The 26263-nt window shown below is 69.8% G+C and carries 24 protein-coding genes and 5 pseudogenes; 15 read left to right on the forward strand and 14 right to left on the reverse strand.

All coding sequences use genetic code 11. The features are described 5' to 3' along the window. Positions 1-76: 76 nt before the first annotated feature. Positions 77-967 carry a penicillin-binding transpeptidase domain-containing protein gene (locus ACFPP6_RS08895; protein WP_382038856.1) on the reverse strand — a complete coding sequence of 297 codons (891 nt, stop codon included), beginning with the start codon at positions 965-967 and terminating at the stop codon, positions 77-79. A 16-nt stretch (positions 968-983) separates the two neighbouring features. Then, positions 984-1319 (reverse strand): annotated as a pseudogene (locus ACFPP6_RS08900) (penicillin-binding transpeptidase domain-containing protein); the annotation flags it as partial. Positions 1320-1472: 153 nt separating this feature from the next. Here ACFPP6_RS08900 and ACFPP6_RS08905 point away from each other — a divergent pair. After that, positions 1473-1877: a hypothetical protein gene (locus tag ACFPP6_RS08905; RefSeq protein ID WP_382038858.1), complete on the forward strand. Its 405-nt coding sequence runs from the start codon at positions 1473-1475 to the stop codon at positions 1875-1877. 127 nt (positions 1878-2004) lie between these two features. Here ACFPP6_RS08905 and ACFPP6_RS08910 read toward each other — a convergent pair whose 3' ends face one another. After that, entirely contained in the window at positions 2005-2676 is a 672-nt protein-coding gene (locus tag ACFPP6_RS08910) for a hypothetical protein (protein ID WP_382038860.1), read from the reverse strand. Positions 2677-3662: 986 nt separating this feature from the next. Here ACFPP6_RS08910 and ACFPP6_RS08915 point away from each other — a divergent pair. From ACFPP6_RS08915 to ACFPP6_RS08950, 8 genes and pseudogenes are all read left to right on the forward strand, one after another. Beyond that, positions 3663-5147, forward strand: a complete 1485-nt coding sequence (locus ACFPP6_RS08915) for a SulP family inorganic anion transporter (protein WP_382038861.1) — start codon at positions 3663-3665, stop codon at positions 5145-5147. A 371-nt stretch (positions 5148-5518) separates the two neighbouring features. After that, the gene (locus ACFPP6_RS08920; protein ID WP_382038863.1) at positions 5519-6589 is read left to right on the forward strand and encodes a TerC family protein; all 1071 of its coding nucleotides are present in this window, start codon (positions 5519-5521) and stop codon (positions 6587-6589) included. A gap of 65 nt (positions 6590-6654) precedes the next feature. Next, complete coding sequence (locus ACFPP6_RS08925) at positions 6655-6870, forward strand: hypothetical protein (RefSeq protein ID WP_382038865.1); 216 nt, start codon at positions 6655-6657, stop codon at positions 6868-6870. Between the two features lie 167 nt (positions 6871-7037). After that, a pseudogene (locus ACFPP6_RS08930) lies at positions 7038-7784 on the forward strand (GNAT family N-acetyltransferase); the annotation flags it as partial. A gap of 148 nt (positions 7785-7932) precedes the next feature. After that, a complete protein-coding gene (locus tag ACFPP6_RS08935; protein ID WP_382039236.1) occupies positions 7933-8274 on the forward strand; it encodes a sterol carrier protein domain-containing protein in 342 nt (113 codons plus the stop codon). After that, a complete protein-coding gene (locus ACFPP6_RS08940; protein ID WP_382038866.1) occupies positions 8271-9083 on the forward strand; it encodes a DUF899 domain-containing protein in 813 nt (270 codons plus the stop codon). Before ACFPP6_RS08935 ends, ACFPP6_RS08940 begins: the two co-directional genes overlap by 4 nt. A gap of 79 nt (positions 9084-9162) precedes the next feature. Continuing rightward, complete coding sequence (locus ACFPP6_RS08945) at positions 9163-9978, forward strand: alpha/beta fold hydrolase (RefSeq protein WP_382038868.1); 816 nt, start codon at positions 9163-9165, stop codon at positions 9976-9978. Continuing rightward, on the forward strand, positions 9975-10748 hold the full coding sequence (locus ACFPP6_RS08950) for a MerR family transcriptional regulator (protein ID WP_382038870.1): 774 nt from the start codon (positions 9975-9977) through the stop codon (positions 10746-10748). Before ACFPP6_RS08945 ends, ACFPP6_RS08950 begins: the two co-directional genes overlap by 4 nt. Positions 10749-10844: 96 nt before the next feature. On the opposite strand, the gene ACFPP6_RS08955 is transcribed toward ACFPP6_RS08950, so the two are convergent. Then, a complete protein-coding gene (locus ACFPP6_RS08955) occupies positions 10845-11339 on the reverse strand; it encodes a protease inhibitor I42 family protein (RefSeq protein ID WP_382038872.1) in 495 nt (164 codons plus the stop codon). Positions 11340-11522: 183 nt separating this feature from the next. On the opposite strand from ACFPP6_RS08955, the gene ACFPP6_RS08960 reads away from it, so the two are divergent. Continuing rightward, positions 11523-11846: a hypothetical protein gene (locus ACFPP6_RS08960; RefSeq protein WP_382038874.1), complete on the forward strand. Its 324-nt coding sequence runs from the start codon at positions 11523-11525 to the stop codon at positions 11844-11846. Between the two features lie 59 nt (positions 11847-11905). Here the strand turns inward: ACFPP6_RS08960 and ACFPP6_RS08965 are convergent. From ACFPP6_RS08965 to ACFPP6_RS08980, 4 genes and pseudogenes are all read right to left on the reverse strand, one after another. Then, positions 11906-12082 (reverse strand): annotated as a pseudogene (locus ACFPP6_RS08965) (alpha/beta fold hydrolase); the annotation flags it as partial. A gap of 108 nt (positions 12083-12190) precedes the next feature. Beyond that, on the reverse strand, positions 12191-12502 hold the full coding sequence (locus ACFPP6_RS08970) for an SH3 domain-containing protein (RefSeq protein WP_382038876.1): 312 nt from the start codon (positions 12500-12502) through the stop codon (positions 12191-12193). A gap of 209 nt (positions 12503-12711) precedes the next feature. Further along, entirely contained in the window at positions 12712-13905 is a 1194-nt protein-coding gene (locus tag ACFPP6_RS08975) for a protein-L-isoaspartate O-methyltransferase family protein (protein ID WP_382038878.1), read from the reverse strand. Between the two features lie 466 nt (positions 13906-14371). Continuing rightward, positions 14372-15289: a DUF6891 domain-containing protein gene (locus ACFPP6_RS08980; RefSeq protein ID WP_382038880.1), complete on the reverse strand. Its 918-nt coding sequence runs from the start codon at positions 15287-15289 to the stop codon at positions 14372-14374. 106 nt (positions 15290-15395) lie between these two features. On the opposite strand from ACFPP6_RS08980, the gene ACFPP6_RS08985 reads away from it, so the two are divergent. After that, on the forward strand, positions 15396-16196 hold the full coding sequence (locus ACFPP6_RS08985; RefSeq protein WP_382038881.1) for an ankyrin repeat domain-containing protein: 801 nt from the start codon (positions 15396-15398) through the stop codon (positions 16194-16196). Between the two features lie 192 nt (positions 16197-16388). Here the strand turns inward: ACFPP6_RS08985 and ACFPP6_RS08990 are convergent, their stop codons facing one another. Beyond that, positions 16389-16847: a hypothetical protein gene (locus ACFPP6_RS08990; protein WP_382038883.1), complete on the reverse strand. Its 459-nt coding sequence runs from the start codon at positions 16845-16847 to the stop codon at positions 16389-16391. A gap of 239 nt (positions 16848-17086) precedes the next feature. Next, complete coding sequence (locus ACFPP6_RS08995) at positions 17087-17749, reverse strand: NAD(P)-dependent oxidoreductase (RefSeq protein ID WP_382038885.1); 663 nt, start codon at positions 17747-17749, stop codon at positions 17087-17089. A gap of 62 nt (positions 17750-17811) precedes the next feature. Between ACFPP6_RS08995 and ACFPP6_RS09000 the strand changes: the two genes are divergently transcribed. Next, on the forward strand, positions 17812-18180 hold the full coding sequence (locus ACFPP6_RS09000) for a winged helix-turn-helix transcriptional regulator (RefSeq protein WP_382038887.1): 369 nt from the start codon (positions 17812-17814) through the stop codon (positions 18178-18180). 228 nt (positions 18181-18408) lie between these two features. After that, a complete protein-coding gene (locus ACFPP6_RS09005; RefSeq protein ID WP_382038889.1) occupies positions 18409-18984 on the forward strand; it encodes a hypothetical protein in 576 nt (191 codons plus the stop codon). A gap of 107 nt (positions 18985-19091) precedes the next feature. On the opposite strand, the gene ACFPP6_RS09010 is transcribed toward ACFPP6_RS09005, so the two are convergent. The 3 genes from ACFPP6_RS09010 to ACFPP6_RS09020 form a co-directional block, all read right to left on the reverse strand. Next, the gene (locus ACFPP6_RS09010) at positions 19092-19676 is read right to left on the reverse strand and encodes a TerD family protein (protein WP_087924617.1); all 585 of its coding nucleotides are present in this window, start codon (positions 19674-19676) and stop codon (positions 19092-19094) included. 175 nt (positions 19677-19851) lie between these two features. Next, positions 19852-20283: a GNAT family N-acetyltransferase gene (locus tag ACFPP6_RS09015; RefSeq protein ID WP_382038891.1), complete on the reverse strand. Its 432-nt coding sequence runs from the start codon at positions 20281-20283 to the stop codon at positions 19852-19854. 163 nt (positions 20284-20446) lie between these two features. After that, positions 20447-20875 carry a DUF8189 domain-containing protein gene (locus ACFPP6_RS09020; RefSeq protein WP_382038892.1) on the reverse strand — a complete coding sequence of 143 codons (429 nt, stop codon included), beginning with the start codon at positions 20873-20875 and terminating at the stop codon, positions 20447-20449. A gap of 410 nt (positions 20876-21285) precedes the next feature. On the opposite strand from ACFPP6_RS09020, the pseudogene ACFPP6_RS36650 reads away from it, so the two are divergent. Further along, positions 21286-21864: pseudogene (locus ACFPP6_RS36650) on the forward strand (AfsR/SARP family transcriptional regulator); the annotation flags it as partial. A 2155-nt stretch (positions 21865-24019) separates the two neighbouring features. Beyond that, positions 24020-25118: pseudogene (locus tag ACFPP6_RS09030) on the forward strand (serine hydrolase domain-containing protein); the annotation flags it as partial. 96 nt (positions 25119-25214) lie between these two features. Here ACFPP6_RS09030 and ACFPP6_RS09035 read toward each other — a convergent pair. Continuing rightward, positions 25215-26216: a type III polyketide synthase gene (locus ACFPP6_RS09035; protein ID WP_382038894.1), complete on the reverse strand. Its 1002-nt coding sequence runs from the start codon at positions 26214-26216 to the stop codon at positions 25215-25217. Positions 26217-26263: the final 47 nt, after the last annotated feature.

Here is a 26263-nt window from a genome sequence, read left to right on the forward strand (position 1 = left end):
AGGTCCTTGAGCCCGGAGAACTGCAATACAAGCGGCTGTTCAGAGAACCGCTCAGCTGACAGTTGGCAGTCGGCAGTCAGCCTGTAGCCGCCTTCACCATGCGGTCCATGACCGGCGCCGACGAGGCCGTCCCGCTGGGGCCGTCCCCGTCCGCCTGTACCGCCACTCCCAGCAGGCGGCCGTCCGCCGTGCGCAGGAGGGCCACGGACCACGACTCCGCGTCTGTGCGGGTCGCCAGTTGCCCGGACCCCAGCGCCGAACGCAGCTGAGCCGCCGTCCCCTGCTTGATCGCCTGCCGGCCTGCCGCCGCGTAAGCCTTCGGCTTCTGGACGCTGCCGTCACTGTGCACGATCCGGTCCACCAGCTGCGGGCCGATCTGTTTGCCGCCGTTTCCGATGACCGCCATCACCCTCGCCATCTGCAGCGGCGTCGCCTTCGCTTCCCCCTCGCCGTACGTGCTTTCCATGACCCGCAGCGGCACGTCGAGCTGCTTCTCGTTGAAGCCGAACGCCTCGGCCGTCGCCCGTACCGCGTCCCGCCCCACCTCCGCCGCCATGGCGGTGAAGACCTCGTCGCATCCATTCCGCAGCGCATGGCTGATCGAGGCGTTCTCGCAGCCGCCGGTGCCGCCCGGTGCGCGTGTCGGCGTGTCCACCGACGTGTACAGCCCCTTCTCCAGCGCCGCTGCTGCCACCACCACGTGGAACGTCCTGCCCGACGGAACCGCTTGCCGCAGGGCTCGGTTGAGCAGGGGCTTGTCCTGGTTGGCGTTCAGCTCCTTCCACGCTCCCGCGTCCGCGCGCGCATTCCCGCTGAACGCCGACGGGTCGTACGACGGTGCGCTCACCAGGGCCCGGATGCGACCCGTCTCCACGTCCAGGGCCACCGCCGCTCCCTTGTGCCCCCGCAGGCCCTCCGCCGCCGCGCGCTGGCAGGGCCGGGTCGACGGTGGTCTCCACCGCGCCACGCGCGTCCTTGTAGATGCTCTCGAGCCCCGACGCCCCGTACGCCAGCGACCGGTATCCCGTCACCGCCGAGTACAGCTCTCCGTCCGTATACGTGCGCCGGTACGGGAATCCGTCGATCCCGGACGGCTTCGTGCCCGTGACCGGTCGCCCCGCGACCAGTATGCCGACAAGGCCCTCCTCCGCCTTCCGCTGCGGGGACGCTTGCGCCTTCGACGCGCCCTCCGCCCCATCCGCTCCCTGCGCTCCATCTCCACCGGATGCGCACCCTGCCGCACCCGCGCCGAACAGCGTCGTCATGGCCGCCGCGGCCAGAGCGGCCCGGCGTCGATTTGTCGTAGACATGATCAACATCGTACGGATGCGCCTCACGCATGCCAGAAACCGACCGGACCGACCGACAGGCCGATCAAGCGGGGCCGGATTTGATCGTTTATTACATGATCCGTACAGGGCAGGCTCCCCTCACAAGATCCGAATCCTCTGTCGAATAGGGAAGGCTCTCTCATGAAGCTCCTCGTTCGGACCGGGCTCGCCGCGGCGGTTGCGGCCGGAGCCATCGCCACGGCCGTTGTCCCCGCTTCCGCCGCGGTCGGTGTCGGCGACGCTCATGTCGTGGCCGGAGCACACGCAGTGGCACCGAACCCGAAGACGATCAAGCCGGCCGCGTACAACCAGGCCCGCAGCATCCTGGCCGGCGCCGGCAGCCGGACGGCGGCCAAGTCGCATCCCATCCACGGGAAGGACGACGTGCCCGTCAGCTACGGCACCAGCCTGCTGGCCGCCGCCCGCGACGAATTCCGGCAGACCGACCGCAAGCTGCCGCCGAAGGACAAGAAGTCCGACATGTCGATCCCGCACTACAACGCGATTCACAGTGCGGCGAAGACCATGGGCATCGACAAGTGGTGAAGCAGTAGAAAGGCGCCCCGGGCCGGTCTTCGACCGGCACGGGCGTCAGAACTCGGCACCGGCACCGGCACCGGCAGGGCCAGGATCACGGTGCCTCGCAACGCGATCGTCGGCCTCGACGATCAAGCTAGCCCAGTTCGGGGTAATAGCCCCGCTGGTACGGCGACAACGAAGAGATCGCGAGCTGCGCCGCGCCCCGGCAGATCAGGCAGACCCGCTCGCGGCGGCATGCGGAGCAGTTCTTCCGCCCGCGGGCCTCGTCGTGCATCCAGCCGCGTCCCCCGCATCCGGGGCACCACCCCAGACCGTCGCACTCGTAGCACAGCACATATCCCGATGTGACGGTCTCGGCCGTGCGCACCGGTTCCGGCCACGCGAACTCCTCGGTCTCGTACAAGGCCATCGCCGGCGTCCGCCCGTCGAAGTACACGACGGATCTGCGGTCGCCCACGCTGATCTCGATGCCGCAGCCGTCGCGGCGGCCGGTGACCACGAACCGGGTCCTGCCGCGGACTTCTTCCTGCGTTGTGGCGACCTCCCAGTTCGCCGAGCCGAGCAGGGCTGCCGCGCGAGACGCGATGTCGGCGGCACTGGCATGGGCGGGGTACTGCCCGTTGAAGGAGCTGGTCCCGTACTGGTAGCGGAGCGGTTCGTGCCAGTCGACGACCGTCGGCTCGTCGAGAAACAGCAGGCGCAGGTCGCTGCCGGGGGTCAGCTCGTTGATCAGCTCGACCAGTTGCGCGCGCAGGGCGCGTCCCAGCCGGTCCAGCTCCTCGCGTGCACCCGGTATGTCACCCATTGCCGCCCCCTTCTCGCGGGCCCGATCGCCACCCGATCACGACCCGATCACCAGCATCCTATGGACCGCTGAAGAGGGGCGTCTCAGGGCCAACCGGCACCTACGGCGGCGCAGAGACAAGGCGCCCTGCCGGACTCTCCCGGATGCGAGGTGCGCCCGGCCGGGCGCGGGCGCATCATGGCCTCCGCGCCTCAAGGGCGTGCGCCGGGGGCGCGTACTGCCCCCATTACGCCAATTACCTTTTCCAGAACATCATTTGACCGTCCCATTGCCTGCATCCGTAAGGTAATCTCTCGGTAAAGGGGTGGTCGAAGGCGTCTGGGACAGCTCAGCTGTTGGCGCATCCACCCTGAGGCAGTGGACCCCCGGCTTCTCGCGTCAACGAATGCGTAGCAAGCGCTTGTTGTCATGCCTTTCCGGTCGCTGATGCACGTCAATGATGACCTTGAACACCACGCTCTTCCGTATTCGGGCGGGCGCAGGAGGTAGGCCACCATGAAGTCCTTGGTAGACAGCACGCGTTCCCTCACTACGCACATGACCGAGCGGGCTGATGAGCCCTGCGCCCTGGAGGCGGGCCAGAGTCCGCAGGCGCCGCTCGTTACCTGTTCCGGCTCGCGGGTGGTGCCCGCGCTGACCTCAACGCCCCTGGTGCGCGGCAATGCGCTCTCTGCCGCCCCTGCCGTGCGGGGCCGGCCGGAGCATTCCGCACAGCGGTCTGTGCGGAGGGCCGTGGCCATGTCGCCCGACCTGGCGGAGACAGTGCAGCGCCATCCGGTAGCCCACGTGGAGCGGCTGCGTGCGTACCCGTGTGTGCGGGAGAAGCTCAAGGACGGAACGCTGTCGGGCGCGCCTGGCACTACGAGGCGCACACCGCCCTGATCAGGGAGCACAGCGGCGGCGAGTGGATTCCCCCGCTGTGACCTGCGTCCGCCCTTCTCACGGGCTGCCCTTGCCCCCGCTTCCGTCGTGCGAGGAACCTCATCATGCTCCCCACTTCCAAAGACCCCGTAGGCCTGCGGCGTGACGTCCTGGCTTCCCTCGTCGTGTTCCTGGTTGCCCTCCCCTTGTGCGTGGGTATAGCCGTCGCCTCGGGCGTGCCGGCCGAACTCGGGCTGATCACGGGCATCGTCGGTGGCCTGGTCGTCGGCGCCATGCCCGGCAGCAGCCTTCAAGTCAGCGGCCCCGCCGCCGGGCTGACCGTCCTGGTCTTCGAAGCCGTCCAGGAATTCGGCCTCGGCGTCCTCGGAGCGATCGTCCTGGCCACCGGCCTGGTCCAGATCGCCCTGGGCGCCGTACGCTTCGGCCGCTGGTTCCGCGCGATCTCCGTGGCTGTCGTGCAGGGCATGCTCGCCGGCATTGGACTCGTCCTCCTCTTCGGCCAGCTGTACACCATGGCCGGCATCAAGCAGCCCCGCTCCGGTGTGGACAAGATCGTCGGCATCCCGGGCCTGATCGCGGACATCGCCACGGACCGCACCGCCCTGACCGCCTTCGCAGTTGGCGCGGGCACCATTGTCGTCCTGGTTCTGTGGAAGAAGGTCCCGGCGAAGGCCCAGGTACTCCCCGGCCCGCTGGTGGCCGTAGCTCTGGCCACGGCCGTCACGGCCCTGGGCGGCCTCAACATCGCCAACGTGGAAGTAAAGGGCCTGATCGACGCCATCCAGCCACCGGCCCTGAACGACCTCACCGCTCTCGGCGGCATCGGCGTCCTCGGCACGGTCCTGGCCTTCACCCTCATCGCCTCGGCGGAGTCCCTCTTCAGTGCCGCCGCGGTCGACCGCATGCACGACGGCCCGCGCACCCACTACGACAAAGAGCTCATGGCGCAGGGCGTCGGCAACACCCTCTGCGGCATCCTGGGCGCCCTGCCCATGACCGCCGTCATCGTCCGCAGCTCCGCCAACGTCCAGGCCGGCGCGAAGACCAAGCGCTCCCGCATCCTCCACGGCGCGTGGCTGCTGCTGTTCGCCGCCCTGCTCCCTGCAGCGATCGGGATCATCCCGCTGGCCGCCCTCGCCGGCGTCCTGGTCCACGCCGGCTGCAAGCTCGTGCCGTTCAAGGAACTCGCCCCACTGTGGCGCGAGCACCGCGGCGAGGCCGTCATTCTGGGCATCACGGCCATCGCCATCGTCACCACCAGCATGTTCGAAGGCGTGGTGCTGGGCTTGCTCCTCGCCGTCGTCAAGTCGGCCTGGGACACCTCCACCCTCCATCTCGACATCCGCGAGCCGGCCAAGGGACGCATCGTCGTCGCCGTCGCGGGCCACGCCACCTTCCTGCGTCTGCCCCGCCTCCTGGAAACCCTGGAAGCGCTGCCGCAGGACCGCCCGATCGAACTCGACCTCTCACAGGTCCGCCATCTCGACCATGCCTGCCGCACCGCCCTGGAAACCTGGGCGGCGCGCCACAACGGTCAGGGGACGGAAGCGGTGCGGGTCAGGCACCCAAAGGTGGTGACCGTAGCGTGATCGGAAAGACCCGTAATGTGGTCGCCCGCATGCCGACGAGAGCGCATTCACCGCTTCCGGCCTGATGTGCGAGCTGTCCTACGAGGCCGGCCACCCTGACTGCCGTCGCGCCTCCCATGAAACCCACATCTGAATCCCACATCTGAAACCCACATCACGACGCGTTCACACGGCGCGCTGCACAGCAGACGCACTGTGATCGCCGTCGCCGAGGATGAGGACAGGGACGGGGAGGGCGGCGGGCCAGGCCGGCCGGCCCAGGCTCCAGGCAAGGCCAAGATCCGCGTTCCTGGGTCGCCCAATGGCGCAAAATACCGCAGACTCCTTATAAGGTCCGCGCGTGAGCGCAGGCCATCAGGGAAGTGACCAGCGTGCTTGAGGTTCCGTTCTGGCTCTGGGGGGCGTTCGCCGCGACGGTGATCGTGTCGCTGGCGGTGGACCTCCTGGCCCACCGCTCGGCGCACGTCATCGGCTTCAAGGAGGCCGCGGCCTGGAGCGGCCTGTGGGTGGGCCTCGCCCTGGTATTCGGCGCCGTCGTCTTCCTCGTTCTCGGCACGACAGCCGGGACGGAGTACACGACCGCGTGGCTGCTGGAGAAGAGTCTGTCGGTCGACAACCTGTTCGTCTTCGCCGTGATCTTCGCCTACTTCAAGGTGCCCCGCGCCTACCAGCACCGCGTGCTGTTCTTCGGCGTCATGGGCGCCCTGGTCTTCCGCGCGATCTTCCTGTCCCTCGGCGTCGCCGTGGTCACCCGCTTCACCGCGGTGCTGTACGCCTTCGCCGCCATCCTCTTCTACAGCACCTACAAGCTCCTCAAGGACGAGGAAGAGAGCTTCGACCCGGGCAAGAGCTTCGCCGTTCGGCTACTCCGCAAAATCATGCCCGTCAGGGACGAATACGCCGGCATGAAGTTCTTCGTCAAGGAAGCCGGCAAGCGTATGGCCACGCCGCTGCTCGCGGTGGTCGCCGCGATCGAGGCCGCCGACCTGATCTTCGCCGTCGACAGTGTCCCCGCCGTGCTCGCCGTCAGCGACGACGCCTTCATCGTCTACACCAGCAACGCCTTCGCCATCCTCGGCCTGCGAGCGCTGTACTTCATGCTCGCCGGCCTCCTGGACCGCTTCCACTACCTGAGCAAGGGCCTGGCGATCATCCTCGCCTTCATCGGCGTCAAGCTCATTCTCCAGGCATCCCACAAGATGATCAGCTCCGGCATCCCGGAAATCCCCTCACCCATCAGTCTCGCGTTCATCGTCGTCGTCCTGACCGGATCCGTCGTTCTCAGCCTGCGCCGCCCCGCCACACCCCACGCCACCACGGCGCCGAACGAGGAGGCGGCCTCCCCGCCCGACGCGACTCCCTCCGACGCCCCCCGGTCCGACGACAGCGCGCGCGTACGGCAGGAGCAGGAACCGGGTGAGCCGCCCCGCCCTGCGCGCTGAATCATCGCTTGCTGCCCCCACTGCTTCTCCTGCCCTGCTCCGACCACAGGATCTATGGTTAAAGAATGAGTAAAGTCCAGCATGAGACCGGCCCTCAGGGAGAAATTCTCTGCCCGGTCTGCAAGCAGCCCCTGACCATGACGATCAAAAGGCGGCACAAGACTTTCGGCATCGTCGTGCCTGTGTGGACTCCCCGCCGCTGCCACAACCCCGATTGCCGGCAACAGCTGGAGGACGCGGAACCGAAGGGCCCGAAAGACGACCAGCCCCAGGAGCACTGACACAACCCGCCGAGTGGGGAGTGCTGCGACGCCCTGGCGGGAGATCCCGCGCGAAAGGGCAGTCGTCACACGGTCGCTCCCTGGACAGCGTCGCCGGCCGACCCCATCCACGGCTTGAAGGCGATGGCCTCTGCCTCAATACCAGGCGGCCGGCTTCCCGGTACGGCATGGACCGGTCGAAGGAGGCACTGGCCGACCAGCGAGCTGCGACCGACCTCAGCCGCACCGTAGCCGTCTTCGACGAGGGGGTGCCGGTCGCCGGCGCCTCCGTCTGCAGCCGGATGCTGACCGTGCCAGGAGGCGTCCTGCCAGTGGCCGGCATCGCTTCTGTGGGCGTTGCTCCGACGCATCGCCGCCGCGGCATCCTCACCTCGATGATGGGTGCCCAGCTCACCGAGCTGTACGAGGAACAGCGCGAGCCGATCGCCGCGCTCCGCCCTTCCGAGGCCGGGATCTACGGACGCTACGGCTACGGTCCCGCGACGCTCGGCAATCCGGTGCGCTGCGACCGCCGTGCCATGCGGTTCCGCCCGGGCACGGACTTCGGGGAGGGAACCGTCCGCCTGCAGACGGCCGACCAGGCCCGGCCGCTCCTCGAGGAGGTGTACGACCAGGCCCGCACCATGGCGGTGGGCTGGCCGGACCGCCGGCCGGAGCACTGGACCGTCCGCCTCGCCGACCATACCCATCAGCGTGGCGGGGCCACCTCGCTTCGCTTCGTCGTGCACCGGGACGGCGACGGCCGGGCCACGGGCTACGCGCTCTACCGGCACAGCTCCGCTCCGGATGGGCTCGGCGGCAGCGCCGGCGTGGTGCAGGTAGTGGAACTGGCGGCGCTCTCACGCCAGGCGTACGCCGCGCTGTGGCGCTTCGTCATCGGGATCGATCTGGTGACCTGGATCGACTACGAAGGCGCCGTGGACGAGCCGCTGCCCCACCTGCTGAACCGACCCGCGTGCCGTGCGATCCACCCCGGTCGACCGCCTGTGGGTACGGCTCGCGGATGTCGACCGGGCCTTGGCGGGTCGACGCTACGTCCTCCCGCTGGACCTCGTCCTCGATGTGCGCGACGACTTCTGCCCGTGGAACAGCGGACGCCACCGACTGTGCGCGGAGGGGGCATCGGTGATCTGCGAACCCACGACCGCTCCTGCGGACCTGCGGCTGACAGCTGCGGAACTCGGTGCGGCTCTCCTCGGCGGCACCACCCTGACCGCCCTGGTATCCCGGCGGCTGGGCCTTCCCGCTCTACTGAACTACTGGACTCGCGCTGGGATACAAAGGACGCCTCGGCCGAGCCCGCGCGGACCACGAGTGCCGGCCGGGTGGCGAGTCTGTTGTGGTGAGCGCCGTAGGGCGTGGTACGACGCTGCCTGGCACGAGACATTTCGGAGGACGCCATGACGACCACGCCCGGCAACGCGAGCAGTGACCTCCCCGGCAAGCCGCCGGTCGTCGACCTGGCCACCTGGCAGGCGGCGCGCGAGGAGCTGCTGGTCCGCGAGAAGGCGCACACCCATGAGGGCGACGCGATCGCCGCGGCCCGGCGGCGGCTGCCGATGGTCGAGTTCGACGGGACGGTCGAGGTCGTCGGACCCGAGGGCCCGGTCCCGTTCCTGGACCTGTTCCAGGGACGCGACGAGCTCGTGGTCTACCAGCACATGTGGTACGACGGCGCGCCCCACCAGGGGCAGTGCGAGGGCTGCACCACCACGGCCTGGCACGTGAAGGACGCCGTCTACCTCAACGCGCGGGGCGTCTCGTTCGCCGTCCTGACCTCGGGCCCGTGGGCCGAGGTGGCTGCCTACGTCGAGTTCATGGGTTACACCCAGCCCTGGTACTCGGTGCGGGGCGTGGAGGCACCGGTCGGCGGAGAAATGGGGTACATCGTCTGCTTCCTGCGCGACGGCGACCGCGCGTTCCTCACCTACTCCACGACGGGCCGCGGCAACGAGCGGGTCAACGGCTCCCTCGGCCTGCTCGACATGACGCCCTATGGCCGCGGCGAGGCGTGGGAGGACAACCCCGAGGGCCGGCCGGTGATCGGCGATGTCCGTGAGGGGTACCCGGCCGAGGCCCGCCAGGCCTGCTGGTACTGGCGCTCGGACGCCGACGGCCGCGCCACCTGGGGCCCGACCAGCCGCCCCGTGCCGCAATGGACCCGCCCCGGCGCGACCCCCGTGGAAACCCTCGGTCGGCACAACCACCACTGACACGCCGTCGCCGCCGACGGCACCGGCCGGCGCGGCCGCCGGTTGACGTTGACCCGAGGTCAGGGTTCACACTCCTGGCATGACCACCTCGAAACCGGCCGACTCGGCCTGGAGCGGCATGGTGAAGGTCGACGACACCGCTCTGGCCGTGACCGACACCGGTGGCCCCGGCCGTCCCGTCGTCTATCTGAACGGCTGCTACGCCGACCACCGGCCTTGGCGGCCCGTGATCGCCGAACTCGGCACCGGCTGGCGGCACATCACCTACGACGAGCGGGCTCGCGGCCGGTCGAAGCGCTCGGCGGACTATTCGTTCGAGGCATGCGTCCGTGACGTCGACGCCGTCCTCAAGGCGAGGGGCGTGGACCGGCCGCTGCTGGTCGGGTGGTCCTACGGCGCGTTGATCGCGGTGCACTGGGCCGGCCGGAACCCGGACCGTACCTTCGGCATCGTCGGGGTTGACGGCCCGTTCCCCTGCGGCTGGACCGACGAGGCCTCCTTCGAGCGGATCCGGAAGCTGTTCCGCCGACTGGGATGGCTGATGCCGGTGCTCCGGCCGCTGGGCATGGCCGCCCGCATGTCCACCAGGCAGCATGCCGAGGTCGCCATCGAGAGCCACGGGCTCCACGCCGCCCTCGGACCGGTTCTCGACAGTCTGACCTGCCCGGTCCGGTACGTCGTCGCCTCGGGGGAGGCTTTCGGGAGCAAGGGCGACGAGCAAGAACAGATGCGCGCCACACTCGGCCCGGTGCTCGCCCGCAACCCGAACCTGAAGGTGAGCGCGAAGGTCGCGAGCAACCACGGCACGATCCTGCGCAAGGACTTCCGTGCCGTCGCCGCTGCAGTACGCGAGACGGCAGCAGCCCATGGCCGGGAGGATTCGCCGAGCCGATGACGGACGGGCTCACGATCGGCCAGGCAGCGGCCTTCGTCGGCGTCACGATCAAGACCGTGCGGCACTACCACCGGCACGGGCTGCTCGAGGAACCCCCACGCGACCGATCCGGCTACCGCCGGTACGGATCAACCGAACTGCTACGACTGGTCCAGGTCCGCACGCTGGCCGCCGCCGGCGTGCCGCTGGCTGAGATCGGGCCCCTGCTGGAGGCCGACGCCGAACAGTTCGCCGCCGCACTCATCGACGTCGAACAGCGCCTCACCGATCGGATCGAGGAGCTGATCGCGCGGCGCGACAAACTGCACCGGCTCGCCGAGGGCGACCGGGCCCTGCTGCCCGACCGCGCTCTGGCGCTGCTGGACCGGATGCACGGCCTCGGCTTCCCTCCTGAGGACGTGGCGGCCTCCCGGGAGGGCCTGGTGCTGGCCAGGGCACTGGCCCCCGAAGGCGTCGACGACTACCTCACCGCGCTCGAGCACGCCTTTGATGACGCCCCGTTCATCGCCCTGATCAAGCGCAGCGGGGAAGCCACGGCCTGGGCACCGGACGACCCCCGCATCGAGGAACTCGTGACCGCCATGGCCGAGGCGTTCCTCGCCAGCCCCGAACGGCTGAAGATCGTGACCAGCTTCCAAGCCTGCACCGAGGCCGCGATCCGGTACCGGCTCATCAGCCGCTTCGGCAATCAGTCACCAGCCGGGGCCCGGATGGCCGATCTCCTGGAGACCAAGCTCCGCTCCGCGGGCGTCCCCATCCCACGCCTCTGACGGCGGCGTTCCGGCACGGGCGCCAGGCCGCGGAGCGACAAAAGCGCTGGGTGCCGGGGCGGTGACGCCGGGCGGGTCGGCGCCCCGGCTGCCGTCTCAGCGGACCGACACGCGGTATGTGACGGTGCGCGGCAGACTGGCCGAATAGCAGCCGCGTGCCGGGTCCGTGCCACAACTGTTGGCCAGCACGATCGTGGTGGCTCCGGGCCCGGCCGCTTCGAAGGTGAAGTACTTGGTGTAGCCGGAGCCGACGGCTTCCTTCTCCCTCGCCGTCTGATGGCTGCTCGTCCCCTTGGGACGCACGACAGCCTCGTCCGGGCCCGAACCGGAGATGTTCCAGTTCTGCCGGGCCGAAATGTTCTCACGCATCGCTATCGAGAAGCGCTCCCCACGGCGGACTTCGAGAGGGCCCTCGATACGGTCCACCGGTTTGGGGCGCCCGGGTGCGTAGGCCGGAGGGCGGTCCTGGTGAACGGTGCCCAGCGGCGACTCGTCCGTCCCACCACCGCAGCCGGCTGCCACGGGCACGAGGACAGCCAGCCCGGCTATACGGGCCAGGACAAGGCTGGTTTTCTTCTTGACTCGGATCACGAGGCCATATTCTGCGGTATCGCGCCCCGAGGTCGCCCTCGGCCCCGGCTTCCAGCCCGGACCTGGCTGCGCGGTACTCCGTTCGGGTGACAACAGCTCCCGACGCTTCAAGAAATAGTCGGAATGTACGACTCTTACGGCGATCGGGGGATCCACGCCCGCAGGCATCCAGGGGGAACTGTCATGCAGTCACTGAGGAACGTCGTACGGACGGCCGCGACCATCGGCGCCGCTCTCGCTCTGTTCACCGGGTTGTCCACCAGTGCCCAGGCTGCCACCGGGGACTTCACCTACGTCAATGTGAACGAGGACCGCTTCACTCTGCACAACCCGCAGAACGGCGAGTGCTTCCTGTTGATCAGCGGGGCCAGGAGTGCCGCCAACCACACGAACACCAAGGCGACAGTGTTCGCCGAGCATGGCTGCGAGGGAGCACGCATGACGATGCAGCCGAACACCTCGGTGAACTTCAGCAGCGCCGCTCCACACAGTGTGATGTTCGGCTGAGCGGTCGGCTGTCCTGGCTGCTGGGCCGCCCGGGGCGAGTGGCGCGTCCGGCTCCTGCGCGGGTTCATCGGTTGACGATGACCGCCGAGCGGCAGCGTGGGCAGGACGCAGCGGTATCCGTCCAGCAGCGGAACGACCTTGCACCATTGCGTCTCGTTCATCGGCGGGCCATGACCGAATACCAGAACCGGCCCTTCACCACCGGTGTAGCGCCGGCACCCAGGGAGCAGGCGGATGAGGGTGAGGGCTGACTTCAGTGATCCGACCGTGCGGTCTCCGCCGCCTCCCCCGGGAAGAAAGCCCGGGGGCCGCGGGGTAGAACCCCCCGCGGCCCCCGCTGCTGTTTACCAGCTCCAGTAACCGTGCGAGATCCAGCCGGACACGCCGGTGTTCACGTCGTAGACCTTGTCCCACTGACCGTCGCCCGAGACGTCACGGTGCGCCAGGCGGTGGTTGCTGTAGCAGAGACCGACGACCGAGCTGGACGCGCTCGCGGCGGCGCGGATGCGCACGCCCTCGCCCGTGCAGTGACCGTAGACGTCGTCGGCATACGCCGGCGCCGCCAGAGCCGCGCCGCCGAGCGTGGCGGCGACCAGCAGGCCCGCCACGGCCGCGGCACGCTTGCCCGCGCTCTTCCCCCGAATGACAGAATTCACTTCTTGCTCCTCAACAATGGTCTAGCCGAGTGCCGATGATCTTGGACCCGGCAAGACGGGAACCTATCAGCGGATGATCTTGAAAACGGCCCTGAAGCGGTTTCAAGACATGCTCATGACCGACCAGTAACACTGTCGCGTCGGAGGTGGATCGGGATGCCCCGAGCGACAGGCCCGGTGCCAGGCTGATCTGCTGACGCAGCGTCAACTCACGGGCTCAGCCGGCTGGCTCGGCCCTCCGGGATGGTGATCCCGGACCTGCCGCGTCCTGTCTCCACCTGCACAGCGTGGTCGCCGGCCGTGTTCACACTGAGCCTGTACTGGCCGATGCGGGGGCGCCCGAGCGTCTCCCAGTGGGTGTATCCGGCGGTGATCTCGTCCCAGAGCAGCCTCGGGCCCGCCTGGATCACAGCGAACCGGTCGGCGCTGCGGCCGTCGTAGTCCACAGCCGCCCAGGACGGGCCTTCGTCGTCGGCGATGTGCAGGCGAGTGGGGGCGTGCTCACCGCTGGCGTCCCAGGCAAAGGACGCGCCGGGGACGGCCAGGCCGAGGTGGAACTCGGCGTCGAGATCTCCGCCCGCGACCAGCCATGGCGACAGACTCGTCACTCCCCTGTGCTGGACGGGTGCGGTTGCAGGACCCACGGTGCCTTGGCAGGGGCGTCTCATGGGCATGAAGGAGGCGAAGGCGTGGAACCGGCCGCGCGCGGTGCCGTCCCGGTCGGCCGTCAGCGCGAGGGTCCCGTAGCGGCACCAAGCCGAGGTCCACGGCGTGACGATGCGCCCGCCGGCCACGGTCTGCTCAACCCAGGCCTGCGGGACCCGGTCGACGGAAAACGTCGCGACCACCCGCTCATACGGCGCTCCGAGCGGCCACCCGGCGGCCGCGTCACCGCAGGAGACTGCCGGTGCGAAGCCCGCGTCCTTCAGGTTCCGCTCCCCCCGTGCGGCGAGCAGCGGGTCCAGTTCGACCGTGCTGACCGCCTCATCGCCCAGAACGGCGCACAGGAGGGCGGCGTTGAAACCCGTTCCGGTGCCCAGTTCCAGCACCCTTCGCGGCCGGGCTTCACCTGCGTGGTCGCCGATTCCGGCCAGCAGCAGGGTGCGCAGCACCATGGAGGGCATGGAAGCCGACGACGAGGGGAGCCCGTCGGTGAACTGGGTGACCAGCGGGGTGTCGGCGTAGGCCGCGGTGAGCCACCCGTCGGGGTTCGTCGAACGGTCGCAGGGCCGGTAGCCGCCTTCGCCGTCGCGCAGCCACAGCCGATCGGGCAGGAACAGGTGCCGCGGGACCGTGCGCAGCGCGCGCTCGTACTCGGGCGGCAGCTGCCGTCCCAGGAGCTTGGTGACGTCGGCCAGCAGCTGGTCGACGTGGGCAGCGGGCGCAGCCGGGGAGGTCTTCACGAGGTTGATACTTCTTCTCCGGGGCCGGCTCAGGTGGCGGGGGCGGAGGTGGAGGCGGAGGGACGGGCCGGTTGGGCTGATGCCCGTCATCTGCGATGGGCGAGCGGTGCTTGCCCTGCACGACGTCCACGTCTGCCTCCCGGGTCTCGCGCCCACGGTAGAGGAGCACGGCGGCCCCCTGCAGAGCTTCCGACCCACCGCAGAGCCCGGGTTCCGGTTCCGGCCACGGTGGACGACCGTGGGCTGCTGCCGCCGGCGAGCGGACGGCGCCCTGTACGACATCCCAGAAGAACAGGTGCGCGAGCACCCCCTTCTCGTTGAAGACGTGGCACTCGTACGCGCCCTCGAACCCGGGCACCTGAGCGACCAATTCCTCCACGAGCCGCAGCCGGGCAGCAGCCTTCCCACTGCGGCGGCGCAGGTTCCCCGAGGCCGCGCGACGTCCGCCCTCCCCGCAGGCACACCCCTATCCCACGAGGCGCTTACGCCAGTCCAGGGGCGTGACGGTGAGGGCTAGGCCCGGGGCGCCGTCCCACTCCACCGGGAGTCCGGCCTCGGTCAGGGCGGCGGCGACCTCGCGGCCGATCGCCGCCGTGGTCTCCGAGGAGCCGTCGAATCCGCCGTACAGAAGCGTCAGTCCGTGGCCGGCGGCCGCCGCGTCCGTGCACTGGGTGTGAAAGTAGACGAAACCGCGGGCGTCCGGCGGGCACTCTCCGCCGATCTCCGAGTCCCCGCAGGTGCTGCAGCAGGTGAAGTCCTCGCGGGCCGTAATGCCCGCGGCCGCCAGCGCCGTGAAGGCCCGGGTGAGGCGCTCCGGGTCGGTCTCACCCTGCCAGGAGGACTGCTCCTCCACCCGCTCGAGCCACATGCGGTCGGCGAGCTGCCGGGCCTGCGCGGGCGAGACGGGCCGGTGGTCTCCGGCTATCAGGTAGTCCTCGGCGGTCTCGGCCAGCTCGGCCCGGGTGGTGTAGCCGCCGACCAGGATTTCGCGGAGCCGGCCCTCCAGCAGGGCGCGGTCCTCGTCACCGAGTTCCAGTGGAGGAACGGGCGGCTGTACGTCGAAGGCCAGGGGAGCCCACTCCAGGCCGGCGTCCCAGCCGTCCGATCCGCGAGCCCAGCCGGTCATGGCAGCGATCACGGGCTCCGGAGCATCCAGCGTCGCCCGGAAGTGCCGGTCGGGTGCGCCGTCACGGTGTTCCAGGGTGTAGACGTCACCGGTCTCGTGCCATACCTGGATGAAGACGTCGGGCAGATCGGGGACCCGCTGGACGACCAGGAACCTGTCGCCGTCCCCGCCGATGCGGCGTACGAGCCCGTCGAGTTCCCGGTCGGTCGCCCTGATGTGCCGCTGTCCGGTTTCCGTATCCACTGCGATCGCAAGCATGACGGCACCTTCGCACGGCCCACTGACAACGCCCTGGGAAGTGGCGGGCCCCGCCGGATATGTCAGTGCCACGGCGTCCGGCGCACCGCAGCTCGACGACGCAGCAATGCCCGTATTCCTGTTCGAGGAGTACGCGTCGGAGGACGACATGCCGCCGCTGTGGGAGGTCCTCATGGATGATCAGCCCGAGTTCGTGGAGGAGCTCGTAGCTGCGGGTGAGGACCCTTGGGAGCCGGTGCTCGGGGGCTGGTCGCCGGGGCGGCTCAGCCTGGCCGGCCCCACGCCCGACCTGTTCGTGCTGCCCGAGGGCGAGCGCGGGCTGAGCCCGGCTGAACACGCGGTAGTGCGCGAGGCCGAGCGGCTCCGCGCCGCCCTGGAACAATCCGACCACCTCGGCCTGGGCCTGGCCTGCGTGGCCGGTATCGACGCCCAGGAAGCCATACGCCGCCTGGATGCCACTCTCCTGCAGGGCAGCAGACTGCGCGCGCTGCAGGAGGACCCCCTGGCTGGACGCGCCATCGACGACGACATGCGCATCGTCGGCGTGACCACCGTTCCCGGCGGGTGCATCATCACCCAACCCTGGGGCTTCGCGCCGGACACTACCGAGCTGCAGAAACGGCTATCCGCCGGCACGGCCTCCTACGGCCTGTACGCCAACGCCAAAAGCGGCAACCAGGGCAGCGTCGTCCGCGACGGCGTCACCGAAGGAGGGGACCTCCACCCCGGGGGCGGCCCGAATCCCTACGACACCCTCACATCCGAAGAGGTCCTGCTCGCCTACCTCTACCACGGCCACCCCGTCGCCCACGCCTGCGCGTGGGTGGGACTGCGCCCCACCGACGCACGCGCCATCACCGGGCAGCCGGATGTCTGGGTGGAATTGCCGGAACGCAAATACTGGTAGAGAGGGGGCGAGCGGCCGGGGCGCCCTGCACGTCGGCAGGGAACCTGGGACAAGTCGGAGGCAGGGCCGCTGTGGCCGGGAAATCCGGAGGCGAACACCGCCGCCGATCGCATCGAGGTGGCCCGGGTTCCGTGAAAGTGCACAAGACGGGGTGGCCGGCGGTGTCACCGCCGGCCACCCCATGGCCCCGCGTTACTCCGTGGGGATCGGGCCCAGGTACTCCAAGGTCCAGGTCTCCTGGAACTCGGGCTTGGGCGCTACGAGTTCGATCTGGGCACCGCGGTGCCCGGCGCGCAGGGCGAGCCCCTTGTCCGACAGGATCTTGATTCCGCCGATGACTCGCTCGAAGGTGAACTTCGCCCAGTCGGACCGCGGAACACTGTTGACGAAGAGCTTGTCCTCGGGAACGACGAGGCCCGCGGCGGGGTGGTAGGCGAGGTGGATCACGTACGGCGCCCCGGGTACGGGCTCCTGCCCGGCCTCGGGGTAGTCGATGATCCACTCCTGCTCGATCGGGAGCGGGTTGAGGCGGTCGGTGATGACGGGGGCACCGTGCTTGACGGCGTACTCGGTGGCCGTCAACAAGCTGGTAGGACCGATGATGTGGGCGTGAATCTTGTACTTGCCGGGCTTGACCGGAATCGGAGCCATGTGCGACTTCCTCTCACGAAACGCGTCGAGGTATGACCGGGCGCCAACCAGCACAGGCCTCCCAGCATCGCGGCAGGGTCGCCCACCCCACAGGATCGGATGCAGCCAAGCCCATTACGGCGTGGACTGTTCGGCCACAGTTGCGAACAGAGTGGCCTGGAGCCGGCCCCTGCCACCGCCACAACCCCCCGTCTGCGCCTCCGGCGGCCCTCTCCAGGGAACCCGGCAAGTAGGTATCGTCAGGACCGGTGCGCGGCAGCCGCCGTTACTGCCAACTGCACGCGACTGTGGCGCGGCGTCTCGATCTCGTCCAGCACGGCGATCGCGAGGTCTGCGTGCGAGATCCGGCCCGGACCATCCAGTACCGTTCCGACCGCCGTCCGGTAACTGCCGGTGGATTCGGCGTCCGCGTTCAGATCCAGTGGCGGTACGACCATCAGCCAGTCGAGGTCCGGGCCGGCCGTGGAGAGGAGCTCGTATTCCGCCACATGTCCCTGTGCGAAGGCCCGCCATGCCGCGGGGAACTCCGGCCCGTCCATGACCCGTACGCCCGGGGCCGTCTCCAGTGTGGTTGCGATGCCCATGGTCAGCAGCCTCCGTACCCCTGCCTCCGCCAAGCCTGCGATCAGGGCGCTCGCCGCCGCGGTGAAGTACTCCTCCGAGGCGATGTCGAGGCGCACCGATGCGTTGAGCGCCGCGCCATGGCCCGCGGCCAGGGCCGCCACGGACCGCGGATCGGTCACGTCTCCCTGCACGACGGCGACGCGGTCGCCGCCCAGGTCCTGGTACTTCGCGGGGTCACGGACCACCGCTGTCACTCGGTGACCACGGGCCACCGCCTCCGCCACAGCCGCCCGGCCGACCCGTCCGCCTGCTCCGAAAATGATGATGTCGTTGCTCATGACGGTGACCGTAGGACAGGGGTGCCTGGTTACTGCAAAGGTACTGGGCTAGCGTCGGACGGATGAGCACACCCTTGAACGCGGAAATGTTCGACGATCCCGACTGTTCCGACCGGGCGCAGCCGTTCCGCGTCGGCGACAAATGGACCGGGATGGTGTTGCGCTGCCTGGAGGGCGGCCCGCGCCGGTTCTCCGAGCTGCGTGTCCCACTGCACTGGGTCACCCCCAAGGTGCTCACCGAGACCCTCCGCTCGATGGAACGCAACGGCTTCCTGACCCGGACCGTCCACGACGAGAACCCGCCGCGCGTGGAGTACGAACTGACCGCACTCGGCCGCTCGCTGCTGGAGCCGCTGGACACCGCCTGCGACTGGGCCCGCACACACCTGCCGGAGATCGTCGAGGCCAGAACCGCATACGAGGCGGGCTGAACGACGAGGGCCGCGCCACGCCCCTACGGGCTTGCGTAGCGCTGAGATGTGCGACCGGTGTCGCCGTCGAGGAGGAACGCTGTTCCACCGTGCGGCGGAGAGGAAGCCGTCCGAGTGATGACGCGGTTGAGGTGCGAGGGACGGCAGTCTGGATGTGAGCAGCCGACAGGCCACGCCGAACGCGGGCCTCACCGACCCGGCCGCTCCCCTCACCCAACAGGAGGATCGATGCCCCAGATACGCCGCCGTTCCCTTGCCACCGTTGCCGTCTCCCTGGGCGTGTGCGCAGCCGTCGTGGCCGGCGTCACGACGACCAGCGGGACGGCCGCAGCGCAAACCAAGGACGAGCCCTCCATCGTCGGCTCCGCCAAGCTGCAGCGGAAGCCCGGCGACGACGTCCACTTCTCCATCGACGCGCACGGGTTCGCGGACAAGGCCCGGGGGACCTTCGATGTCAGTCACCGGTTCGGCAAGGAATTCGACGTGCGGTTCAAGGGGCGCATCGACTGCCTGCTGACCGGCGGACCGGTCGCCGTGGCGACCGGGGTCGTCACCGACGCCCAGGTCAAGGTCGCGCCGGGCATACCGATGCCCCCTGCTGCCGAGCTGAAGGGCAAGCGATTCGGCTTCACCGTCCTGGACGGCGGCAAGGGCGGAAAGAAGGACCGGCTCGGCTACAGCTGGGCCATGGACGGCCTCCCGGTCAACAGTGTCGGCAAGTGCGTGAGTAGCGCACCCTTCGAAACCCTGGAGAAGGGCGACTTCACCGTCCAGCACTGGCTGCCGCCCCGCACCGGCGCGTAGGGCGCCTCACGGCGGCAGGGTGCCGCGCGGGGGTCGGCACCCATCCCCGTCATGAGCTGCGGTCCGGGGGCCCGTCAAGCACCCGGACCGCACAAAGCCCGCCCGTGTTACTTGCTGATGGCAAAGCGCATCAGGGCGTGCTCGTCGCCCTGCTTGATCTTCCCCGTCACGTTGATCACCTCAAGCTTCCAGCTGCCGCCGACACGCACCGCCTTGGCCACGGCGCAGCCGTTGTCACTGCTGAGCAGGCTCGGCCAGATGTCGGCAACCTGCTGGGAGCTGCCGCCGCTCGCGTCGTACACCTTGAAGCTGATGTTGCGCGCCTTCTGGAAGGAGCTGCCCTTCTTGTACGCGGCGGCGACGAAGACTATCGACGTGATGTTCTCCGGGACCCGGGCGAACTCGACCGTGACGGTCTCGTCGTCACCGTCCCCGCGCCCGGTCTGGTTGTCACCGCTGTGCACCACGGAGCCGTTGCCCATCGGGTCGAGGGAATCCAGGCCCGCGAGGCGTACCGGGTCCGCGCCCTGCATGGCGATGGCTATCAGGTCGAGGTCGGTGCCGGTCTTGCGGCGGAGCACGCCCATCACGCCGCCGCTGCTCCCGCCGGTGGGGTCCCAGGAAACCCCGATGGACAGATGCGTCACTCCGTCCAGGTCCGCCGGGCCGTCTTCCTTCTTGAGCGTAATCATGGGTGGAACATCCTCTTGGTGTACGACACTGCAACACCAAGAGTGTGCCTGGCGCCTCCGACGACCCTCACACCCGGTCCGCTAAAATCCTTTTCATCCCAAATTGCTTCCTGTGAAGCGGCCGAGCGTGTCTTGCAATGGTTGCAACGAGCTGCCTTGACCGCCCCTGCTTCCGTCAGCCCAGCGGCTTCATGAAGTGGAAGGCGGCGATGTCCATCCGCTCCCGCAGGTAGAAGCGGTGGGCGTCCGTGCGGTGCGTGGCCGAGTCCAGCACGAAGTGGTGGCAACCGGCTTCGCGAGCGCGCTCCTGCAGGTGAGTGAGGAGCTCGCGGCCGACGCCGGTCGAGCGCGCGGTGGCGGCGGTCACCAGGTCGTCGACGTACAGCGAACGCAGCGTGCTCGTATTGACCACGGTGCGCCAGCCGGCCGCACCGACGCACCTGCCCTCGTCGGTGTACGCGGCCGAGAAGCGCAGGCCCTGGCCGTACCCCTCCTCGTGCACCTCCCGAAAGCTCTCCTCGGTGAGGTGCGGACGCAGCTCCTGGAGTACGGGGAGCAGGTCGGATATGAGTCGCGGGTCGCCCGGCTCCAGCTCGATGATCTTCATACGGGGCACTCCAGGCCAGCGCCGGCCGGAGAGGGGTGTGACATTCACACCAAGGTTCCGCAGCGCACGATGGGCTGACAGCGCCCCTCGCCGCACTCTGCCCCGGGCAGGCGGGCCGTGCGGCGTTGGCTCGGTCGCACGGCACCTGCGGTCACGCGGGCGGTCAGCGCTGCCAGCCGGTCCAGCTGCCGCTGTTCAGGCGGTGGCGGTACCAGCGGTTGCCGTCATCGCCGACGGCCGAGATGGTCGGGGTCCAGGTGTTGTTCCCCTCGACCCGGACAGCGCTGCGGAGCTTGCCGCCGAAGGACGTCCACTCGCTCCAGCTGCCGCCCGCGTACTGCCAGCGGGTCCAGACCGCGAAGTCGGTGCCGATGACGAACACCTGCCGGTTGCCTGCCGGGTAGGTCAGCCAGGCCTCGCCGTACTCGCAGATGTAGTCACCACCGAGGCCCGACACGTGGCAGTGGCTCACCGCCGGCTTGGGCGTCGCGGCCTGCGCGGGGGCGGCCGAGGCCACACCGCTGAAGGTGGCACCGGCCAGGACGAGGGTCGTGGCCGCGAGGGCCGATCTACGGAGGAGCGCGATGGTCATGGGAACTCCTGGTTCCGACTCGATGTCAGGGCGTACGTCTCGGCCGTTGGCCTGCTGCCTGCTGCCTGCTGCCTGCTGCTTTGCCCGTCCGGTGGAGTGAGGACGGACGCTGCCGCGCACACCGCTTGGTACGGAAGAGACTTTCAGCGCCCGCAAACGGCGCCCTAACGGACGGCTAACGGTGCCTCGTCGTCGGCGTCGGGGCGGTGGCCGGGGCTGTACGAGCCGAATGGCCGGGAGCGTACTCATGATCCGAAATAGGTCTACATATGCTCGGCCGGGGGGCGTGAACCGGAGCGAAGAGGGGGGGCGCACTCATGGACTTCCGCGTGCTGGGGACGGTCTCCGTGGTGACCGAGCACGGAAGGCACCTCCAGCTCGGCCCCGCCAAGCGCCGCAGCATGCTGGCCATGCTGCTGCTGCGCCCCAATGCGGCCGTCACCGTGGAGCGGCTGACCGAGGCGTTGTGGAACGACGATCCGCCCCGCCACTCCCGCACGGTGTTACAGGGCCACGTGTCCCGGCTGCGAGCTCTGCTGGCCGGCCACGGGGCCCCGGCCCACGGTGTCGAACTCGTCACGCAGGGGCAGGCGTACGCGCTGCGCCTCCCCGAGACGCTGGTGGACGCGCACCGTTTCGAGGAGTTGCTCCGGCGCGCCCGCGAACAGCGCGAACCGTCCGTGGCCGTGTCCATGCTGCGTGAGGCGCTCGCGCTGTGGAAAGGGCCCGCGCTCACCGGGACCGTACGCAATCCGCTGCTGGAAGCGGCCGCGCACACACTGGACGAGCTGCGCCTGACCGCCGTGGAGGAACTGGCCGCCGCCCACGGACACCTCGGTGAGCACGGAACGGCGGCGGCCGTTCTGCGTGCCGAAGCCGTCACGAACCCACTGAGGGAGCCGCTGATGGCGGCACTGATCCTGGCTCTGAACAGGGCGGGCCTGCAGTCGGACGCACTGGGCTGGTTCCACCGCACCCGACGGCTGCTCGCCGATCAGCTCGGTGTCGATCCCGGAGCGGTGCTCGCCGATGCGTACACCACTGTCCTGAGGTCCGGCGCCCGCCGGCCCTCACCGGCCCCGGTGGCCGCCGGCCCGGCAACGGCCCCGGTCACACATGCCGAACCTGGAGGGCCTGAGGGAGGGGTCGCGCCCTCCACGCCTCACCCTGACGGACCGCACCCCTCCGGACGCCACCCCTCCGCACCACAACCCGTCGTCCCCCACCCCGGCGCAGCCGAGCCGCAGCTCCTGCCCCGCAGGCCCCGGGGCTTCACAGGACGCGACAGCGAGCTGAAGGCCCTCGACCGGGCCGTGGACGGCACTCCCGATGCCGTCGTCGTGATCACGGGCAGCGCCGGAGTGGGGAAGACGGCCCTCGCCGTGCACTGGGCGCACCTGCAGCGCACCGGATTCCCCGACGGCCGGCTCTTCGTCGACCTCCACGGATACAGCCCCATGCCGGCCCGCGACACCACCGCCGTACTCCGCGAGTTCCTGCTCGCCCTCGGTGTCCGAACCGATCGGATGCCGGGATCTCCCGAGGCACTGGGCGCCTGCTACCGCGAGCTGACCTCCGGGCGCAGGATGCTGATCGTGCTGGACAACGCACGCGACTCCCAGCAGGTGCGTCCCCTGCTGCCGGGCGGGGAGAACTGCGTCACCCTCGTCACCAGCCGCGACCGGCTCGGCGGTCTCGTGGCCTCGGACGCCGCCCGTCCCGTTGCGATCGGCGAACTCCCGGCCGCGCAGTCCGCCGCGCTGCTCGCCGCCGTCCTGGGCCCGGACCTGGTCGCGGCCGAGCCGGAGGCCGCCGTACGGCTCGCCGACCTGTGCGACGGTCTGCCCCTGGCCCTGCGCGTCGCGGCTGCTCGTCTCGCCACCCGCCCGCACCACGGCCTGGCCGCCTTCGCCGGCGAACTCGCCGACGAGCAGAACAGGCTGGACCTCCTGAACACCGGGGACACCGGCGTCTCAGCCGCCCTGGGCCTGAGCGTGCAGCGCCTGCCCGAAGGGGCCCGGCAGATGTTCCACGGCCTCGGCCCGCACACCGGAGCCACCCTCGACGTCTGCACAGCCGCCGCACTCGCCGGCTTCCTGCCCAGCCAGGCGGCCGCCGCCCTGGACCAGCTGGCCGCCGCCCAACTGGTCGTCGAGACGAGCCCGCACTCCTACGTGCTGCACGACCTGGTGCGGCTCTACGCCCGCAGCCTGTCCCCGGGGTACGACCCCGAGGCGCTGCTGCGGCTGCTCGACCACTGGCTGCACACCCTCCACGCGGCGTGCGCCGCCGCAGAACCCGGCAACGAGCCGTGCTGCGCCCTGCCCACCGGGGCCCGGCGGCCGGTCGCGATCCGTACGTTCGCCGACCGCAGGGACGCCCTCGCCTGGTACTCCGCCGAGCGGGAGACGATGCGCGGCGCCGTCGAGGCCGCCGTCTCGGCGGGGATGCACGACCGCGCCTGGCGTCTTGTCCTCCTGCAGTGGCCCCTGATCCTGTGGCAGGTACGCGACGGCTGGGTGCCGCTGCTCGAACAGGGTCTGGCCTCCGCCGAACTCGACGACGACCCCGGCGGCCAGTCGCGGGCGCGGGCCCTGCTGGGCTGGGTGCTGGCCGAAGAGAACAGACCCGAAGAAGCCCTCGTACAGCTGGAGCGCGCCCCCGAACTCGCCGCTCTTGCCGGAGACACGGCCGGGGAGGCGATCGCCCGGATCAACCTCGCCGTGGCACTCATGCGCCACGGCGACCGGGAACGGCCCCGGGCCCTTCTCGTCCGGGCCCTCACCCTGGCCGAGCGGGCCGGTCGCACCGACACGGCCGCCCTCGCCCACCAACACCTCACGCAGCACCTCCTCGCCGTCGGCATCCCCGACGCGGCCGTCGACCACGCCGCCCGGGGCCTGGCCCTCGCCGCACCGCCCCTTGCGGCCCCCCGGCGCGTACTGCTGCGCACGCTCTACGGTGAGGCACTCGCGGCGACGGGCCGTACCCCGCGAGGCCGTACGCCAGCTCGGCGACGCCATTCACGAGGCGCGGGAGCACGCGTACGAGGAGGGCGAAACCGCGGCGCGCGCCGCGCTGGCAGCGCTGGCGGAGCGCTAGGGGGCGGGGCGGGCACGAGCACCCATGGACGCCCACACCCGGTTCCCGAAGCTGAGCCCTGCTGTCACCGCACGTCTGGACACAGCGATCCGGCAGGTGATGCGCGAAACCTCCGTGCCCGGGGTCATCGTGGGCCTTTCGGCTCCCGGCAGGGGCAATTACGTACGGGCCTTCGGCGTTGCCGACAAGGCGAACAGAACCCCCATGAGCCCCGGTCTCCACATGCGGATCGGCAGCGAGACCAAGACCTTCACCGTGACCGCCCTGCTCGAACTGGTCGACGACGGCAAGGTGAAGCTGGACGACCCGATCGGCCGGTACATCAAGGGCGTTCCCAATGGCCACCGCATCACCCTGCGCAACCTGGCCGGCATGCGCAGCGGCCTGTTCAACTACTCGGAGGACCCGGGCTTCTTCAAGGCCCTCACCTCCAATCCGTACCGGCCCTTCTCTCCGCAGGAGTTGCTCGGCTACTCCTTCAAGCATCCGGTGCAGTTCCGGCCCGGTGAGAAGTTCGAGTACTCCAACACCAATCTGATCCTGCTGGGCCTTGTCGTGGAGAAGGCCGGCGGCCGTCCACTCGGCAAGTTCATCCATGACCGGGTCCTGAAGCCGGCCGGCCTGCGCCACACCCTGTTCCCGACGGGCGCCGAGTTCCCCAGGCCCCACGCCCACGGATACACCGACCAGACGGCCTCGGGCGCGGTCGAGGACGCCACGTACTGGAATCCGTCCTGGGGCTGGGCCGCCGGCGCGATGAGCTCCAACCTGCAGGATCTGCGGACCTGGGCGCGTGTCGTCGCCACCGGCTCCCTGCTGCGTCCCAAGACGCAGGCAGAGCGCCTGAAGACTCTTCCGACACCCATTTCCGGTGTCGGGTACGGTCTGGGAATCTTCAACGTCCAGGGCTGGATCGGCCACAACGGCTCGCTGCCCGGGCTACGAATCGCTGACGATCTACCTGCCGGAGGAGCGGGCGACGCTGGTCGTCCTGCTCAACACGGACATCCTGCACGGCCGGACGGAGCCCAGCACCCTCTTCGGCCAGGCGATCACCAAGATCGTCACCCCGGGGCACGTGTTCAACCTGCCCGTCCCCCAGGGGGTGCGGCCGACGTCCGGCGGCAGCCCCATCGGCTGACCGCGCGGATGGGAGGCGGGCCGGGACCGTGCGGCCGGAGCCGGGATGCGGGGATCGTGGCCGCACCCCGGCAAAGCCGCCGGCGGTCCGGCACGCCTAGGACGCGACCCAGGTGCCGGTGACGGCCACCGTGGTGACCCCGGGGCCGAAGGCGATGACCAGCCCCGCTCCCCCGGTGCGCGGTGGGGCGGCGAAGGTCTGCTCCAGGACGTCGAAGACCACGGCGCTCGCGGTGTTGCCGCGCAGGGCCAGGGAGTTCTCGCTGAGCTTGAACATGGCCGGCGGTATGCCCAGCCCCTTGCTGACCTCGTACATGATGCGCGGCCCGCCCGTGTGGCTGATGAGGAAGTCCGGCTGCGGCGCGAGCACGGGCGTCTCCTCCTCGAGCCAGCGCCTGAGTCCGGGCATCGCGTCCGCGACCACGCGGGATATCCGGGGGTTGGTGTCGAAGTGGAAGCCGAGCTCGTCGACCTCGTAGGAGATGTGCCCGAGGGTGTCCGGTGCGAGCTCCTCGTACGAGGCGTCGAGCCGCAGACCGGGCCGGTCGTCCCGGACGACGCAGGCGGCGGCCGCGTCGCCGAAGAGCGCGGTCGAGACGAACGAGGCGATCCTGTCGTCGCCGGGCTGGTACGACAGCGAGCACAGTTCGACTGCGACGATCAGGGTGACGGACCCGGGGCGGACGGCGGACAGCTCGCGGGCGCGCGCCAGGGCGTAGGCACCTCCGGCGCAGCCCACCTGGCCGAATGACAGCCTGCGGACGTCCCTGCGCAGGCCCAGGCGGCCCGCGATGTGCGCGTCGAGCCCCGGCAGGAGGTACCCGGTGCACGAGACCAGCACGAGGTGGTCCACCTCGTGCACGGTGGTGTCGGCGGCCGCCAGGGCGCCCTCTGCGGCACGTGCCCCTAATGCGGTACCGGCTTCGGCGTAACGGCGCATGCGCTCGCCGAAGGTCCGGAATCGTGTGACCTCCGCGAAGGGGTCGACGAGCGATCTGGTGCCCACCGAGGTGTTGCGCATCAAGCGCAGGGCCGTGCCGACCCTCGGATGGTTCGCGTGCAGCTCCCCCATGTGGGAGACGGCTTCGTCGAGGGTCACGGTGTGATCAGGCAGGCAGAGCACGGGACGGCATGCTGTGGACACGG

The organism is Streptomyces aureoversilis (assembly GCF_042657885.1).
Taxonomy (GTDB): domain Bacteria; phylum Actinomycetota; class Actinomycetes; order Streptomycetales; family Streptomycetaceae; genus Streptomyces; species Streptomyces aureoversilis.

Excerpts from the sequence above, each read along its gene's own strand:
- ACFPP6_RS08905 (WP_382038858.1), top strand. The coding sequence starts at position 1,473 with ATGAAGCTCCTCGTTCGGACCGGGCTCGCCGCGGCGGTTGCGGCCGGA.
- ACFPP6_RS08910 (WP_382038860.1), bottom strand. The coding sequence starts at position 2,676 with ATGGGTGACATACCGGGTGCACGCGAGGAGCTGGACCGGCTGGGACGC.
- ACFPP6_RS08915 (WP_382038861.1), top strand. The coding sequence starts at position 3,663 with ATGCTCCCCACTTCCAAAGACCCCGTAGGCCTGCGGCGTGACGTCCTG.
- ACFPP6_RS08925 (WP_382038865.1), top strand. The coding sequence starts at position 6,655 with ATGAGTAAAGTCCAGCATGAGACCGGCCCTCAGGGAGAAATTCTCTGC.
- ACFPP6_RS08940 (WP_382038866.1), top strand. The coding sequence starts at position 8,271 with ATGACGACCACGCCCGGCAACGCGAGCAGTGACCTCCCCGGCAAGCCG.
- ACFPP6_RS08945 (WP_382038868.1), top strand. The coding sequence starts at position 9,163 with ATGACCACCTCGAAACCGGCCGACTCGGCCTGGAGCGGCATGGTGAAG.
- ACFPP6_RS08950 (WP_382038870.1), top strand. The coding sequence starts at position 9,975 with ATGACGGACGGGCTCACGATCGGCCAGGCAGCGGCCTTCGTCGGCGTC.
- ACFPP6_RS08960 (WP_382038874.1), top strand. The coding sequence starts at position 11,523 with ATGCAGTCACTGAGGAACGTCGTACGGACGGCCGCGACCATCGGCGCC.
- ACFPP6_RS08980 (WP_382038880.1), bottom strand. The coding sequence starts at position 15,289 with ATGCTTGCGATCGCAGTGGATACGGAAACCGGACAGCGGCACATCAGG.
- ACFPP6_RS08985 (WP_382038881.1), top strand. The coding sequence starts at position 15,396 with ATGCCCGTATTCCTGTTCGAGGAGTACGCGTCGGAGGACGACATGCCG.
- ACFPP6_RS08990 (WP_382038883.1), bottom strand. The coding sequence starts at position 16,847 with ATGGCTCCGATTCCGGTCAAGCCCGGCAAGTACAAGATTCACGCCCAC.
- ACFPP6_RS08995 (WP_382038885.1), bottom strand. The coding sequence starts at position 17,749 with ATGAGCAACGACATCATCATTTTCGGAGCAGGCGGACGGGTCGGCCGG.
- ACFPP6_RS09000 (WP_382038887.1), top strand. The coding sequence starts at position 17,812 with ATGAGCACACCCTTGAACGCGGAAATGTTCGACGATCCCGACTGTTCC.
- ACFPP6_RS09005 (WP_382038889.1), top strand. The coding sequence starts at position 18,409 with ATGCCCCAGATACGCCGCCGTTCCCTTGCCACCGTTGCCGTCTCCCTG.
- ACFPP6_RS09010 (WP_087924617.1), bottom strand. The coding sequence starts at position 19,676 with ATGATTACGCTCAAGAAGGAAGACGGCCCGGCGGACCTGGACGGAGTG.
- ACFPP6_RS09015 (WP_382038891.1), bottom strand. The coding sequence starts at position 20,283 with ATGAAGATCATCGAGCTGGAGCCGGGCGACCCGCGACTCATATCCGAC.
- ACFPP6_RS09020 (WP_382038892.1), bottom strand. The coding sequence starts at position 20,875 with ATGACCATCGCGCTCCTCCGTAGATCGGCCCTCGCGGCCACGACCCTC.